The sequence below is a fragment of the Streptomyces sp. P9(2023) genome (genome assembly GCF_032436795.1).
Classification (GTDB): domain Bacteria; phylum Actinomycetota; class Actinomycetes; order Streptomycetales; family Streptomycetaceae; genus Streptomyces.
Genome location: NZ_JAUPWM010000015.1, coordinates 131,625 through 146,102 on the forward strand (window position 1 = coordinate 131,625; position 14,478 = coordinate 146,102).

Here is a 14,478-nt window from a genome sequence, read left to right on the forward strand (position 1 = left end):
GATAGGGCCCTGAGGGTGTGGTCCTGCCCCCGCCGGGCCGTATGCGGGCGCGCGGCGGGGGCAGGACGTGCGGTACGACTCAGCCGTCCTGCGCGCCGCTCGCCCGGCGGCGCAGGAGCCACGTACCGCCGACGGCAGCCGCGGCCAGCACCGCCGCGCCCGCCGCGATCTGGGTGGTGTCGGGGCCGACGCTGCCCCCGACACCGGTACGCACATGGCCGCTCGGGCCCTTCTGCTTGACGACCAGCTCGCCGCGCGCGGTCTTGCCGTTGTCGCAGGCGACGCTGATCCAGTACGTACCGGGCTTGGCGTGCTCCGGGACCGTGAACTGGCCGACCACGACCTCCTTGTGCGTGCTCGGGTTCAGCTGGAAGTCACCCGCGCCGAGGGACTGCGCGTCGCCGACGCCACGGCCCTTCTTGCCGCAGGCGAGGGTGTTGACGGTGACGGTGGTGCCGGGGGTCGCGGAGGACGGATAGACCTCAAGGGCCTCCGAGTCCCCGGCGTACGCGGCGGGGGCGCCGAGGGCGCCGATCGCGGCGACCGTCAGCGCGGTACCGGTGAGCAGGCGGGCAGTGGTGCGCATGGGGTCCTCCGGGGCGCGCGAGCGGTCATGCCGGGGAGGTCCGGCCCTGCCGGGAGGGACTTCCCGGGACCTGCCTCCTAGGACCGAGATAAGGCCCCGCGCGCGCCGCGCGCCTGCTGATGGAGGGTCAGAATTACGCCGTCCGGTGCGGTGTGTCGCCTTGCGTGAGTGGCGTTTACGCAGGTCAGGACGGGTTACGGAGAGTCAGCTGACGGTCCGTGTCGAACGGGTGACGGGGTTGGGGGCGGCTTGGGGGGAGCCTGGGGGCCACCGGGTGGGGCCGTTCGCTCGACCCCCGCCCCTGCCGACGAGCCCCTCAGGCGACCAGTCCCTCGATCGCCGTCACGGCCCACTCCTGCGCCCCCAGCGTCGCTCCCGCCGCGATCCCCGTCGCGACGGGGTCCAGGGCTCCCCTGAGCATGGTGAGCGCGCGGCGCAGGCGGCCCGCCTCCGGCTGCTCGGGCCCGGCGATCGTCGCGAGGACCTCGCCGGCCGCCACCTCCGCGTCCTCGCGGTTCTCGTCGGGGAGGCCTGCCTGGGGCAGCTGGCGGAGCAGCTCGGCGACCCGCTCGGCGAGCGCCTCGAAGCCCGGGGCGGCACCCGTGCCGGTGCCGTTGTTCTGCTGGTTCTGGGTGACCGTCTCGTTGTTCCAGGCGATCTGGTTGTTCGAGGAGGGGCCGTTGAAGACGGGCCCCCCGCTGCGGTGTTCGTTCCGCGGCTCGCTCATGTGTCCGCCCCGTCCTCGTTCGTCTGCCGTTGGATGACCTGCTGGTTGTCCCACGCGATCTGGCTGTTGTTGACCGGGCCGATGAAGACCGTGCCGTCGTAGTGGTTGATGATCGTCTGCTGCGGCTGGTCGACCGTGCGAACGGTCTCGCGGACGACCGGAAGCGAGGAGCGCAGGCCGACGATGTCGACGCGGCCGTCGTGCCGGACGGCGGGCCCCTGAGTCCCGTTCACGGTGCAGTGCACGAGCCGGCCGCCGGCTTCGTCGGCGAAGAGCGCGCCTCCCATCGCGCAGTCGGTGAACTCGCTGTTCGCGACGTCCAGGTAGCCGGACTCGTTCGCGCCCAGTCCGCTTCCCTCGGACCCGGTCACGGTGAGGTTCCGCGCGAAGAGCTTCCCCTTGCCGGAGGCGATGGCCCCACCGATGCTCACCGTCGTGACGGCACAGTCGTGCGCGAGCACGTGCGCGTCCTCGCCGGCGAAGAAGCCGACCGCGCCGCGCTCCAGTGACACGTCCTTGAGCTTGACCCTGGACTGGCCGAGTGCGGTCACCGCCGTCTCGACGTCGTGGAACACCACGTCGGTGAGGTCGGCCGTGGTGCCGCCGTCTCCCGTGGTGTCCAGGCCGAGCGTGCAGCGGTCCACCCGGACGTGTTCGAACACGCCCCCGCCCCCGTTCCAGACCCGGAGCGCGGAGCTCGGCAGATCCTCGATCCCGACCCGGGTGAAGCGGCCTCGCCCGCCCTCGGTCACGGCGATGCCGACATTGCCTCCCGAGACGCGGCAGTCAATGACCTCCGGCGCGCCGCCCTCGGTCGAGAACACCGCGATGTTGCGCGCGTCGACGATCCGGCAGCCCTCGAACCTGCCCCGGGCCGATGCCCGGACGGTGATGCCGGTGTCCCGGCACGCGGTGAAGACGCAGTCGCGCACCACCGGATCGGCGCCGGACGCCACCCCCACCCCGTGCCGCGCGTCGGTGACGCGCGTACGGTCCACGGAGCCCCGGGACTGCTCGATGAACATGACCCCCTCCGCGTGCACGGCGGTGATCACGCAGTCCGTCACGGCGAGCTCCGCGCGGGTGTCGGCCGCGAGCGCCGCGTTCCCGGTGCCGGTCAGCTCGCAGTCGGCGACCTGGACGTGCGCGTCGCTGGCCCGTACGCCATGGATCCGGCTGCCCTCGATCCGGCAGCCCCGGACGGAGAGCCGGGCCCCCTCGATGGCGGCGATTGCGTTGTCGGCGGCGTCGGTGAACCGGCACCGCTCGATCGTGCCTCCCGACGCCGTGAAGAGGGTGCGGCCGTGCAGGAAGACGCTGTCCCGCAGGGTGACCTGGGTGTTCGGCCGCGCGTGCGTGCCGACGCCGCCCGGCGTGCGGACCTCGACGCGGTCGAGCGTGAGCGTGCCCTGGGCGCAGGCTAGGACGTCGTGGTCGGCGTCCCGGCTGGTCAGCACGAGGCCTTCGACCGCGACCGAGCCGTACGTCTCCAGGACCGTCCCGCGCAGCCGGTTCACCACGACGGAGCCCGGGCCGTCGACGGCGACCAGCCGGACCTCGCCCCGGACGGTGAGGGTCTGGATCTCCTCGTAGTGCCCGGTGACGATCTCGATGAGCGCTGCACGCGGCCGTCTGGACGCGGCGTGCAGAGTGGACCAGGCGCGCACGGCGGACGTGATGTTCGGGTAGGTGCCACGACGGCCGTGCGGCGAGACGACGTACTTCACGACCATGTCCGCACCCCCGTGCCGGGCCCCACCTGGACCGTCGATGTTACCGGAGGGAGCCGAACGCCCGCTGGTGCCCCGCGTGTTGCGCGGCGCGCGCCCCTGTCGCGGATGCCTCTACAGGCTCTCCCAGGGCACCGACTCGTACGCCGCGTACACCCGACCCATCAGCTCCTCGTCCACCGCGAACTCCACCGCGTCGATCCCGCCCACCGGCGAGATCCCCCGGGAGTTCGTCACGAACGCCGCCCGCATCCGGGGCAGGTCCGCCAGCGTGACCCGGCGCCGTACCGACTCCAGGCGCGGTTCAAGGAGCGCCATGGTGATGCCGGTGAGGCACGGCGCGGACGGCCAGATCACCGAAGTGCCGTCCCAGAAGGCGATGTTGGTGACCGCGCCCTCCGCGATCTCGCCGTCCCGGGACGTCAGCAGGGCCTCGTCGTAGCCGTCCCGCTGGGCCGCCTCGGCGTGGTACGCCTGCCCGAAGCCGCCCAGGTGCTTGATGTGCGGCGCGGGGCGCCAGTACTCGACGGATCTCAGGCGCTGCGCCGTCGCGGGCGCGGTGGCCGGGGCGCGGACGGTGACCACGAGACGGACACCCCCTCGGTCTCCACCGAAGACGTACACCCGCGCCGTCGCGTCCCGCAGGCCCGCCGTCCGCAGGGCGCCTGCCAGCAGACCGCGGACGTGCTCGCCGTCGATGCCCGGCCCGAACAGCTCGCGCGTGGAACGGTCCAGGCGGTCGACGTGCAGACCGTAGCCGCGCACCCGTCCGTCCCGTACCTGCATCGCGGTGAAGTGGCCGAAGCCGCTCAGGAGGGTGGCGAGGAGGGCGGGGTCGGCCGCCGGGACGCCGTCGATCTCGATGTGCGGGGGAGGAGTCGTCATGCCCTCACCGTAAGCCGGGGCACGTCGAAAGAATCATCGCTTGACCTCAACCAAAGTTGAGGTAACAGGATCCTCGGCATGGACACCGCATACACGAATTCCACGCCGCTCAAGCTCGCCGTCGTCATCGCCAGCAACCGCGAAGGCCGGTTCGGTCCCGTCATCGCCGACTGGTTCCGCGGCCGGCTCGCCGAACGCACCGACTTCTCCGTCGACCTCGTCGACCTCGCCGAGGTCGACCTGCCCACCGCCCTCTCCCACAACCCGGGCGCGGCCGTCCGCGCCGAACTGGCCAAGGTCTCCCCGGTCCTCGCCGCCGCCGACGCCTTCGTCGTCCTCACCCCCGAGTACAACCACTCCTTCCCCGCCTCCCTCAAGTCCCTCATCGACTGGCACTTCGGCGAGTGGCAGGCCAAGCCCGTCGGCTTCGTCTCGTACGGCGGGATGTCCGGCGGCCTGCGCGCGGTGGAGCAACTGCGCCAGGTCTTCGCCGAGATGCACGCCGTGACCGTCCGCGACACGGTCTCCTTCCACAACGCGCACGGTCACTTCGACGACGACGGCGTCCACCAGGACCCCGCCGGCCCCGACGCCGCCGCCAAGGCGATGCTCGATCAGCTCGCCTGGTGGGCGCACTCCCTCCGGGACGCCAAGGCCGTCCGCCCCTACGGCGCCTGACCGGGGAGACCGCACCGGTCACGCGGAGGTCGTCGTCTTCGGACGGCGGGACGCGGCGGTGGCGCGCTTCGACGAGCTCGGCGAGGAGTTGTACGGGGCGAGCTTCCGGGCCCAGTTCATCTCCGGCTTCATCCAGCCGGCGCTGACCTTCGTCGGGAACCTCAACTACGTCCTGATCGCGGTCGTCGGCGGGCTGCGAGTGGCGAGCGGCACGCTGAGCGTCGGCGACGTGCAGGCCTTCATCCAGTACTCGTACGAGTTCAACGGCCCGATCAACCAGATCGCGGCGATGGCCAATCTGCTGCAGTCCGGGGTCGCCTCGGCCGAGCGGGTCTTCGACCTCCTGGACGCGGAGGAGGAGTCCCCGGCGCCGGTCGGGTCGTCCGGTCCGCGCGGGCGGGTCGAGGGCCGGGTCTCGTTCGAGAAGGTGGCGTTCCGCTACGAGCCGGGGAAGCCGCTCGTGGAGGACCTGACGCTGACGGTGGAACCGGGCCGGACGGTGGCGATCGTGGGCCCGACGGGCGCGGGCAAGACGACGCTGGTGAACCTGCTGATGCGCTTCTACGAGCTGACGGGCGGCCGGATCACACTGGACGGGGTGGACGTGGCCGGCCTGTCGCGGGAGGAGTTGCGCTCCGGGATCGGCATGGTCCTCCAGGACACCTGGCTGTTCGGCGGGACGATCGCGGAGAACATCGCGTACGGCCTCCCGGGGGAGGTCCCGCGCGAGCGGATCGTCGAGGTCGCGACGGCGGCGCACGCGGACCGGTTCGTCCGTACGCTGCCCGACGGCTACGACACCGTCCTGGACGAGGACGGCGCCGGGCTCAGCGCGGGCGAGAAGCAGCTGATCACGATCGCCCGGGCGTTCCTGTCCGAGCCGGTGATCCTGGTCCTGGACGAGGCGACCAGCTCCGTGGACACCCGTACCGAGGTCCTCATCCAGCGGGCCATGTCCTCGCTCCGGAAGGGCCGTACGTCGTTCGTGATCGCCCACCGGCTCTCCACGATCCGGGACGCGGACGTGATCCTGGTGATGGAGAACGGCTCGATCACCGAACAGGGCACGCACGAGGAGCTGTTGGTGGCGGGCGGCGCGTACGCCCGGCTGCACGCGGCGCAGTTCGCGGCGGCGGCGGCGTGAGGGCGGGGGAGGGGGCGGGTGAGTACGGTGGGTCGGGTGACTCTCGCCCTCACCGTACTCACCACGACCGACAGCCCGGCCAAGGCCCAGGAGCTCGCACGGGGGGCGGTCGAGGCCCGCCTCGCCGCCTGTGCGCAGGTCTCCGGACCGGTCACCTCCGTGTACCACTGGCGGAAGGCGATCGAGACCGAGGAGGAGTGGCAGGTGCTCTTCAAGACGACGGAGGCGCGCTACGAGCAGTTGGAGGCCCACCTCCTGGCCGCGCACGACTACGACACGCCGGAGGTCGTCGCGACGCAGGTGGTCCGGGCGTCGGCGGCGTACCTGGAGTGGCTGGAGGCCGAAACGGCTGAGCCCCCGGCCGCCGAATGACGGAACTGCCGTTCTTCGTCTACGGCACGCTGCGGCCGGGCGAGTACAACCACGACCGCTTCCTCCTGGGCCGCACGGCACGGGAGGAACCGGCACGTCTGGCGGGCGCGCTGCTGTACGACGGCCCCGGCTATCCGTACGCCGTGCCGGGCGAGGGCGTCGTCGCGGGCGACCTGGTGACGGCGGCGCCGGGCGCGTACGCCGAACTCCTCGGCGTACTGGACCGGGTGGAGCTCCCGGCCGGGTACGAGCGGGCGGATCGCGAGGTGGTACGGGTACGGGACGGGGCGACCGTCGGGGCCTGGGTCTGGTTCGCGGCGCCCGGCACCCGGCACGGCCCGCTCATCAGGGGCGGGGACTGGCGGGCTCGACCCGGACCGCGCACGTCTTGAACTCGGGCATCCGGGAGACGGGGTCGAGCGCCGGGTTGGTGAGGGTGTTGGCCCGGCCCTCGCCGGGCCAGTGGAACGGCATGAAGACGGTGTCCGGGCGGATGGATGTGGTGATCCGCGCGGGCGCGACGGCCCGCCCGCGCCGCGACACGACGGCGACGCGCTCACCCTCGGCCACCCCGATCCGCTCGGCGAGCCGCGGATGCAGCTCCACGAACGGCCCGGGCGCGGCGGCGTTCAACTTCTCGACCCGCCGCGTCTGCGCCCCGGACTGGTACTGCGCGACGACCCGCCCGGTCGTCAACACGACCGGGTACTCGTCATCGGTCTCCTCCGCCGCCGGCCGATGCGCGACGGCAACGAACCGCGCCCGCCCACTGGGCGTGGCGAACCGCTCGAGGAACAGCCGAGGGGTCCCGGGATGGGGCCGAGCGTCGTGCGAGGCGGCGGCCTCAGCCGCGCGGCCTGCCGCGACGGCGCCCTGCGCGGCGGCGTCCCGCGCGGGGTCACGGGGCTTCACCCAGGCTTCCGCCGTGGGTTCCTGCCCGGCCCCGGCCGGTCCGGCCAGGATCCCCCCCGCCTGCCGGTCCGGTCCCGCCTCGACCGGTCCGGCCAGGATCCCCCCCGCCTGCCGGTCCGGTCCCGCCTCGACCGGTCCGGCCAGGATCCCCCCGGCCTGCCGGTCCGGTCCCGCCTCGACCGGTCCGGCCAGGATCCCCCCGGCCTGCCGGTCCGGTCCCGCCTCGGCCGCCCCGGACGTCGGTGCGTCCGCCGGGTCTTCCGGGCAGGGCCAGAAGACGCCCTTCTCCTCGCGGATTCGGCGGTAGCTGATGCCCGAGTAGTCCGCCGGGCCGCCCGCCGACGCGCGGCGTAGTTCGTCGAAGACCTCCTCCGGGTCCGTCGGGAAGCCCTTCTCCCAGCCGAGGAGGCCCGCCAGCGCGTGCAGCACCTCCAGGTCGGTGCGGACCCCGGCCGGTGGCGTGATCGCGCGCTCCCGGAGCAGCACCCGGCCCTCCAGGTTCGTCGTGGTCCCCGTCTCCTCCGCCCACTGGGTGACCGGAAGCACCACGTCCGCCAGCTCCGCCGTCTCCGACAGGACCACGTCCGCGACGGCCAGGAAGTCCAGCGAGCGCAGCCGCCCCTCGATGTGCGCCGCCCGCGGCGCCGAGACGACCGGGTTGGAGCCCATCAGCAGCAGCGCCTTCACGTCACCGCCCAGCGCGTCCAGGAGTTCGTACGCGCTCCGGCCCGGCCCCGGCAGCGAGTCCGGCTCCACCCCCCACACCCGCGCCACATGCTCACGCGCCGCCGGGTCGTCCAGCTTCCGGTAGCCGGGCAGCTGGTCCGCCTTCTGGCCGTGCTCGCGGCCGCCCTGCCCGTTGCCCTGGCCCGTCAGACAGCCGTACCCGCTCATCGGGCGCCCGGCCCGCCCCGTCGCGAGGCACAGGTTGATCCACGCGCCCACGGTGTCCGTGCCCTTCGACTGCTGCTCCGGGCCGCGCGCCGTCAGCACCATCCCGCTCTCCGCGTCGCAGAACATCCTCATGGCGTCACGGAGTTGCGGTACCGGCACGCCCGATATCCGCTCGACCAGCTCGGGCCAGTGCGCCATCGCCCCGGCCCTGGCCGCCTCCCACCCCTCCGTACGCTCCCGGACGAACTCCTCGTCCACCCGCCCCTCCGCCACCACGAGGTGCAGCAGTCCGAGCGCGAGCGCGAGGTCGGTGCCGGGGCGCGGCGCGAGATGGAGGTCGGCCTGCTCGGCGGTACGCGTGCGGCGCGGGTCGACGACGATCAACTTCCCGCCGTTCTCCCGCAGTTCGGTGAAGAAGCGCAGGGCGGGCGGCATCGTCTCGGCCAGGTTGGAGCCGACGAGGATCACACAGCCGGTGCGCGGGATGTCCTCAAGCGGGAACGGGAGCCCCCGGTCGAGCCCGAACGCCCGCTGGTGCGCGGCCGCCGCCGACGACATGCAGAAGCGCCCGTTGTAGTCGATCTGCGAGGTGGAGAGCACGACCCGGGCGAACTTGCCCAGCGTGTACGCCTTCTCGTTGGTGAGGCCGCCGCCGCCGAAGACCCCCACGGCATCGGGTCCGTGGCCGGCGCGGGTCCGGCGCAGTCCGTCGGCGACGGCGGCGAGTGCCTCCTCCCAGGAGGCGGACTTCAGAGCGCCTGTGTCAGGGCAGCGGACCAGGGGCCCGGTCAGCCTGACCCGGGAGGAGAGCACGGCCGGGGCGAGGCTGCCCTTGCCGCACAGCGCGCCCCGGTTGACGGGGAAGTCGGGGCGCTTGACCACCTCCACGGTGCCGTCCACCGGGCGCAGCGACATGCCGCACTGGAGGGCGCAGTAGGGGCAGTGGGTGGGGGTGCTGACAGCCTCTGACATGCGTAGAGCCTACGACGGGCGTGTTACGGGACGGGATGCGCCGGATTACGGCCCCCGGGCGTACTGCTCCGAGGGGCGGTGCGGGCGAGGTGAGGAGCGGGCGGTGCCGGCGGGCGGCGTCGGCGGGCGGTGCCGGCGGAGGGCGCCGGGGGCTTTCCGCCGACTACCGGCGGCAACCGGGCCTCGGCCACCGCGCCTCGACTACCGTGCCCCCGCCGACGCGAGCGCCTCCGTCACGCCCTTCTCCCGCTCGCCCAGGAAGCGCGGCTCGGGCCGGAGCGTCGCGTCCAGGGCCGCCTTGCCCGCCGCGACGAGCTCCCGGACACCGCCGTAGTAGAAGACGGAGTCGTGGGGTTCGACGACCTTCACCCCGTACGACTCGATCCCGGCCGCGCGGCACAGCGCGACGGCCCGTTTGATGTGGAAGTCCTGGGTGACGAGGACGGCCCGGTGGACCCCGAAGACCTGCTTCGCGCGGACGCAGGAGTCCCAGGTGTCGAAGCCCGCGTAGTCGCTGACGATCCGGTCGTCCGGCACCCCGTGCTCCGTGAGGTACGTCCGCATCGCGTCGGGCTCGTCGTACTCGACGCGGCTGTTGTCGCCGGTCACGAGGACGACCTTGACCTTGCCCGCGCGGTAAAGATCGGCGGCCGTGTCGAGCCGGTGCGCGAGGTACGGCGTCGGCCGCCCCTTCCAGAGACCGGCGCCGAAGACGACGGCGACGTCCTGCGCCGGAACGTCGGCGGTGGTGCGCAGCCGGCTGTCGGCGACGGCGTGCGTCCAGGTGGCCGGCGCGAGGGCGAGGACGGCGCCCAGCATGACGGCCTGGACGGTACGCCGGCGGGCCCGCGGGGTGCGCGGGAGCGCCGTGACCCGGGTCAGCCCCAGAGTGACCCGCTTCAGCCGGGCGGGTACGCGTACGCGTCGCAGGCCGCGCATGGATGAACCTCCGTGGAACCGTGAATCCGTGAATCCTTGTCTGCCCCGTCACCCTGTTCGACGCGTCCGCGGGCCGTTCGGTTCGCTCCGGTCGCTCCGGTCGCTCCGGCCGTACAGAACGGTCGCGAGGGCGACGCCGAGCACCGTGCCGAGGAGCTGCGCCCCGACGAAGCCCGGGAGCGAACGCGGGGCTATGCCGGTGAAGGAGTCGGAGAGCGCGCGGCCGGCGCTCGCCGCCGGGTTGGCGAAGGAGCCCGACGAGGTGAACCAGATCGCCGCCGCGATGTAGCCGGCTACCGCGACCGGCGCGAGCGCGAGGCGGTCGATGCGGCGCAGGCCGACGACGAGCAGGACGAGTCCGGCGGTGGCGACGGTCTCGCCGAGGAGGAGGTGGGGGTCGGAACGGACCTGGGTGGCCGGCGACCAGGTGCCCGGCGTCCGCCCGAACATCGCCTCCGCGAGCAGCGCCCCGAGGACGGCGCCGAGGAGCTGGCCGGCGCAGTACGCGACGACCTCGCGGCCGGCCGGGGCGTCGGCGTCGCCCCGCCGCGCCCACCACTCGGAGAGGGTGACGGCCGGGTTGAGGTGGCCGCCGGACAGGGGGCCGAGGAGCACGATGAGGACGCCGAGTCCGAGCGCGGAGGCGAGGGAGTTGGCGAGCAGCGCCACCCCCACGTCCTCGCTGAGCCGCTCGGCCTGGATGCCGGAGCCGACGATGACGGTGACGAGAGCCGCGGTGCCCACGAGTTCGGCGGCGACACGCCGGGCGAGCCCGGGCGGAGCGGTCGGAGTCATTCGCATGACGGAAAAGATATTCCGCCAGGTAGAAGAATGAGGGCTGGATGAAGGGATGAGAGGGGGAGAGGAAGGCCGTACGATTCGCGGATGATCACCGAGGCTGTCCTCAACAACGCGGTGTGGTGCGAGGCGATGTGCCGGGCGCACGGCAGCCCCGGGGCCTTCGGCCCACGCGCCTGGACGAACGCGCGCCGTACGCCGCTGTACTACCCGGACGCGGTGACGCTGACGGCGGACGCGTCGGTACGGGACGTCCTCGAAGGCGTCGACGGCATCGACCGCAGCAGCCCAGGCGCCTCGGTCAAGGACTCCTTCGCCCGCCTCGACCTGTCGGCGGAGGGCTTCCAGCCACTCTTCGAGGCGCGCTGGATCCACCGCCCGGCAGGCCTCCCGGCACCGGCGACGCCTGACGGGGAGCGCTGGCGGGTGATCGACACCCCGGCGGAACTCGGCGACTGGGCGCGGGCGTGGAGCGGCGGGGACCCGGACGAGGCGGCGCTCTTCCGTACCGAGTTGCTGGCCGACCCGGCGACGACGGTCGTCGCGGGGTACGGGACGGACGGCCGGATCGTCGGGGGAGCGGTGCTCAGCGAGAGCGGCCGGGTGACGGGCGTCTCGAACGTCTTCACGGCCGACGGCTCCGACCCTGCCACGACCTGGGCGGGCTGCCTGGGCCTCGTACGGGACGGCCGCGCGGTCGTCGGTTACGAGTCGGGCGACGACCTCCCGCCCGCCCGGGCGGCCGGCTTCGAGGAGCTCGGCGCGCTGCGGGTCTGGCTGGCCGCGGCCTGACAGCGCCACGCGGGTTCCGGTGAGCCCGCGGAAAACACTCGTGACGCCCACGCAACGGGGAGGCAACGCGGGGCGGTCAGGATCGGGCCATGGGCATGACGGAGCGGGACAGCACGTTCGACAGCGCGGCGGAGCTGCTCGGCATGATCTCGACACGGCTCGGCGCGCAGTTGAGCCACGTCCAGCTGAACGGTGCCCGGCGCGACCGCCCCACCCTCGTCGCCGTGGGCCACGGCAGCCGCGACCCGCGCGCCGCCGCCGCCCTCTCCGAGCTGGTCGAACGCGTCCGCGAACTCCGCCCGGGCCTGGACGTCCGCCTCGCCCACATCGAACTGAACGCGCCGCTGCTGCCGGACGTACTGGCGGGCCTCGGGACGGCCGGCAGCGCCGTCCTCGTGCCCCTGCTCTTCGGGCCGGGGCACCACGTCAAGCACGACCTGCCCGCCGCGGCGGCCGGCGGCAAGGTCCGGATCGCCGCGCCGCTCGGGGCGCACCCGCTGCTCGTCGAGGCTCTCGCCGACCGTCTCGCGGAGGCGGGCTGGACCTCGGCCGACAGCGCCTCGCGCGGCACCGGCGTCGTCCTCGCGGCGGCGGGCTCCCGGGACCCCGAGGGGCTGGCAGCCGTCCGCCGGATCGCCGCCGCGCTCTCGGAACGGCTGGGCGGTGTGCCGGTCGTCCCCGCGTACGCCTCCGCCGCGACGCCCACGGTCTCCGAGGCGGTGCGCGTGCTCGCCGCGCGGGGCCGCCACCGGGTCGCCGTCGCCTCCTGCTTCACGGCCCCCGGCCTCTTCGCCGCCCGCGCCGCGGCTGCCGCCCCCGGGATCGCCGCGCCCCCGCTCGGCGCGCACCCGGCCCTGGCCCGCCTGCTCCTCCACCGCTACGACCACGCCCTCACGACCGCCGTACGCGGGGGTTGTGGGCAATCGTTCCGCAGGGCGGAACGGGTGGGCACAACCTGACGACGGCGCCGCACCCGTAGGCACCGCACAGCACGGGGGCCTGGGCCCGGCAAAGGCGCCGTCCCGTTGTGCCCACCCTCCCCCAAGCTCTCGGCTTCGCTCGAGCAGGGGGGACCCCCATCGCCCCAGCGGAACGATTGCCCACAACCCGCGTGCGGGTACGGGCGGGCGCCGCCCCGGCGGGGTGGCCGGCCCCGCACGCACCTCCCTACCGTTACCGTCGACGCATGGAAGGCTTCGCGGACACCCCAGGCATCACGGACACCCCCGGATACGACGGCGCCGCCACCGACCGCTGGGCCGCCGAGCCCGACAAGCGGCCCGGGCGGACCGCGTTTCAGCGGGATCGGGCGCGCGTGTTGCACTCCAGTGCCCTGCGCAGGCTCGCCGGCAAGACCCAGGTCGTCACCCCCGGCTCACGGAGTTACGCCTGGGACGCCAGCCCCCGTACCCGCCTCACCCACTCCCTCGAGTGCGCCCAGGTCGGGCGCGAGCTCGGCGCCGCGCTCGGCTGCGATCCCGATCTCGTCGAGGCCGCCTGCCTCGCCCACGACATGGGCCACCCGCCCTTCGGGCACAACGGCGAGGTCGCTCTCAACGAGTTCGCCAAGGACTGCGGCGGCTTCGAGGGCAACGCCCAGTCCCTCCGGCTGCTCACCCGGATCGAGACGAAGAGGTTCATCGCCGACCCCGACACCGGCCTCCCCGTCAGCGTCGGGCTCAACCTCACCCGCGCCGCCCTCGACGCCGCCACCAAGTACCCCTGGCCGCGCGGCGGTCATCCCGACGACCCCGACTCCAACAAGTTCGGGGTGTACGAGGACGACCTGCCCGTGTTCCGGTGGGCCCGCCAAGGCGCGCCCGCGCACCGCAAGTGCTTCGAGGCCCAGGTCATGGACTGGTCCGACGACGTCGCGTACTCCGTCCACGACTTCGAGGACGGCCTGCACGCCGGCCACATCGACCCGAACATGCTCTTCGCCGAGCCCGAGCGCGCCGACATCTGGGCCGTCGCCATCGGCCGGTACGTCCCGGCCGACACCGACCCGCAGGAACTCGCCGACGCCCTCGACCGGCTCGTCGACCAGGACTGGTGGCCGCACGGCTACGACGGATCGGCCGTCGCCCAGGCCCGGCTCAAGGACGCCACCAGCGAGCTGATCGGCCGTTTCGCCCTCGCCGCCGAAGGCGCCACCCGCCAGGCGTACGGCACCGGCCGCCTCACCCGGTACGCCGCCGAGCTCGTCGTCCCCCGCGAGACCCGCAACGAATGCGCCGTCCTCAAGGCCGTCGCCGACCGGTACGTCATGCAGCGCGCCGAGCAGGAGGCCCTCCGCGCCGACCAGCGCATCGTCCTCGCCGAACTCGCCGAGGCGCTCACCGCCCGCGCCCCCGAGGGCCTCGACCCCCAGTTCCGCGCCCTCTTCGACGCGGCGGACGACGACAGGTCACGCAAGCGGGTGATCATCGACCAGATCGCCTCCCTCACCGACGCCTCCGCCCGCACCCTGCACGCCCGCCTCAGGCATCGCCCCGCCTAGATGATTGAGTCCGAAGTCTTCAGTGGTCGTAGGCGATCAGTGATCGTTTGACTGTGGCGCCGGTGGTCCAGTTGTGCCAGATGCCGGCGGCGAGGGCGAGGAGTCGTTGTCCGGTGCGGGCGAAGACGCCGGCCGGAGTTCTGCCGCCGTGCTGTTCGAGGCTGAGCTGGCCCTTGAGGGTGTCGATGACGGCCTCGATCCACTGGCGGACCCGGGCGATCTTGCCGTGCCGGACCGGCTCGTCCTTGCGGTCCGGCCGCACCAGGTGAACACCCAGACGCTCGGTGCAGAACGCTTCGAACTCCTTCCCGGCGAAGCCCTTGTCGGCCAGGATCACCTGGCCTTGACGGACGAGGTGGTGGTCGCGTTCCAGCAGCGCGGCCATCACCTCCCGCTCGCCGATCTTCGGGTTGGCCAGGCACCAGGTGACGGGCATGCCTTCGGCGGTGGTGACCAGGTAGAGCCGGAAGCCCCAGAAGAAGCGGGAGTGGCTGCGGCAGAAGCCGTAGCCGCAGTGTCCGGCCAGGTCCGAGCGTTTGACGGTCTCGC

General features: G+C 73.3%; 14 protein-coding genes and 1 pseudogene. 7 read left to right on the forward strand and 8 right to left on the reverse strand.

Features of this window, described 5'->3' with window-relative positions; genetic code table 11:
* Nucleotides 1–79: 79 nt before the first annotated feature.
* The 4 genes from Q5762_RS20905 to Q5762_RS20920 all read right to left on the reverse strand — a co-directional run bounded on the left by Q5762_RS20905 (nucleotide 80) and on the right by Q5762_RS20920 (nucleotide 3,928).
* Nucleotides 80–586 (reverse strand): hypothetical protein, encoded by a 507-nt coding sequence (locus Q5762_RS20905; protein WP_315893700.1) that lies wholly within the window; start codon nucleotides 584–586, stop codon nucleotides 80–82.
* A 316-nt stretch (nucleotides 587–902) separates the two neighbouring features.
* Nucleotides 903–1,313, reverse strand: coding sequence for a hypothetical protein (locus tag Q5762_RS20910; RefSeq protein ID WP_315893701.1), 411 nt, complete (start codon nucleotides 1,311–1,313; stop codon nucleotides 903–905).
* Nucleotides 1,310–3,046: a right-handed parallel beta-helix repeat-containing protein gene (locus Q5762_RS20915; RefSeq protein WP_315893702.1), complete on the reverse strand. Its 1,737-nt coding sequence runs from the start codon at nucleotides 3,044–3,046 to the stop codon at nucleotides 1,310–1,312. The genes Q5762_RS20910 and Q5762_RS20915 overlap by 4 nt, the downstream gene beginning before the upstream one ends.
* Nucleotides 3,047–3,157: 111 nt before the next feature.
* Nucleotides 3,158–3,928 carry an aminotransferase class IV gene (locus Q5762_RS20920; RefSeq protein ID WP_315893703.1) on the reverse strand — a complete coding sequence of 257 codons (771 nt, stop codon included), beginning with the start codon at nucleotides 3,926–3,928 and terminating at the stop codon, nucleotides 3,158–3,160.
* Nucleotides 3,929–4,006: 78 nt separating this feature from the next.
* Between Q5762_RS20920 and Q5762_RS20925 the strand changes: the two genes are divergently transcribed.
* The 4 genes and pseudogenes from Q5762_RS20925 (at nucleotide 4,007) to Q5762_RS20940 (ending at nucleotide 6,514) form a co-directional block, all read left to right on the forward strand.
* Entirely contained in the window at nucleotides 4,007–4,606 is a 600-nt protein-coding gene (locus Q5762_RS20925; RefSeq protein WP_315893704.1) for an NAD(P)H-dependent oxidoreductase, read from the forward strand.
* Nucleotides 4,607–4,619: 13 nt separating this feature from the next.
* Nucleotides 4,620–5,750 (forward strand): annotated as a pseudogene (locus Q5762_RS20930) (ABC transporter ATP-binding protein); the annotation flags it as partial.
* Nucleotides 5,751–5,786: 36 nt separating this feature from the next.
* Entirely contained in the window at nucleotides 5,787–6,122 is a 336-nt protein-coding gene (cutA, locus tag Q5762_RS20935; protein WP_315893705.1) for a divalent-cation tolerance protein CutA, read from the forward strand.
* Complete coding sequence (locus tag Q5762_RS20940) at nucleotides 6,119–6,514, forward strand: gamma-glutamylcyclotransferase family protein (RefSeq protein WP_315893706.1); 396 nt, start codon at nucleotides 6,119–6,121, stop codon at nucleotides 6,512–6,514. The genes cutA and Q5762_RS20940 overlap by 4 nt, the downstream gene beginning before the upstream one ends.
* On the opposite strand, the gene Q5762_RS20945 is transcribed toward Q5762_RS20940, so the two are convergent.
* From Q5762_RS20945 to Q5762_RS20955, 3 genes are all read right to left on the reverse strand, one after another.
* Nucleotides 6,468–8,900: a molybdopterin oxidoreductase family protein gene (locus Q5762_RS20945; protein ID WP_315893707.1), complete on the reverse strand. Its 2,433-nt coding sequence runs from the start codon at nucleotides 8,898–8,900 to the stop codon at nucleotides 6,468–6,470. The two genes, Q5762_RS20940 and Q5762_RS20945, sit on opposite strands and share 47 nt — an antisense overlap.
* Nucleotides 8,901–9,101: 201 nt before the next feature.
* On the reverse strand, nucleotides 9,102–9,839 hold the full coding sequence (locus Q5762_RS20950) for a vancomycin high temperature exclusion protein (protein ID WP_399495213.1): 738 nt from the start codon (nucleotides 9,837–9,839) through the stop codon (nucleotides 9,102–9,104).
* 48 nt (nucleotides 9,840–9,887) lie between these two features.
* Nucleotides 9,888–10,640, reverse strand: coding sequence for an aquaporin (locus tag Q5762_RS20955; protein WP_315893708.1), 753 nt, complete (start codon nucleotides 10,638–10,640; stop codon nucleotides 9,888–9,890).
* Nucleotides 10,641–10,724: 84 nt separating this feature from the next.
* Here Q5762_RS20955 and Q5762_RS20960 point away from each other — a divergent pair, with 84 nt between their 5' ends.
* From Q5762_RS20960 to Q5762_RS20970, 3 genes are all read left to right on the forward strand, one after another.
* Nucleotides 10,725–11,429, forward strand: a complete 705-nt coding sequence (locus Q5762_RS20960) for a hypothetical protein (protein WP_315893709.1) — start codon at nucleotides 10,725–10,727, stop codon at nucleotides 11,427–11,429.
* Nucleotides 11,430–11,518: 89 nt separating this feature from the next.
* On the forward strand, nucleotides 11,519–12,388 hold the full coding sequence (locus Q5762_RS20965; RefSeq protein WP_315893710.1) for a sirohydrochlorin chelatase: 870 nt from the start codon (nucleotides 11,519–11,521) through the stop codon (nucleotides 12,386–12,388).
* Nucleotides 12,389–12,615: 227 nt separating this feature from the next.
* Nucleotides 12,616–13,929 carry a deoxyguanosinetriphosphate triphosphohydrolase gene (locus Q5762_RS20970; RefSeq protein WP_315893711.1) on the forward strand — a complete coding sequence of 438 codons (1,314 nt, stop codon included), beginning with the start codon at nucleotides 12,616–12,618 and terminating at the stop codon, nucleotides 13,927–13,929.
* 19 nt (nucleotides 13,930–13,948) lie between these two features.
* On the opposite strand, the gene Q5762_RS20975 is transcribed toward Q5762_RS20970, so the two are convergent.
* Nucleotides 13,949–14,478: transposase (locus Q5762_RS20975; protein ID WP_315893712.1), on the reverse strand; the 530-nt coding region annotated here is incomplete at its 5' end.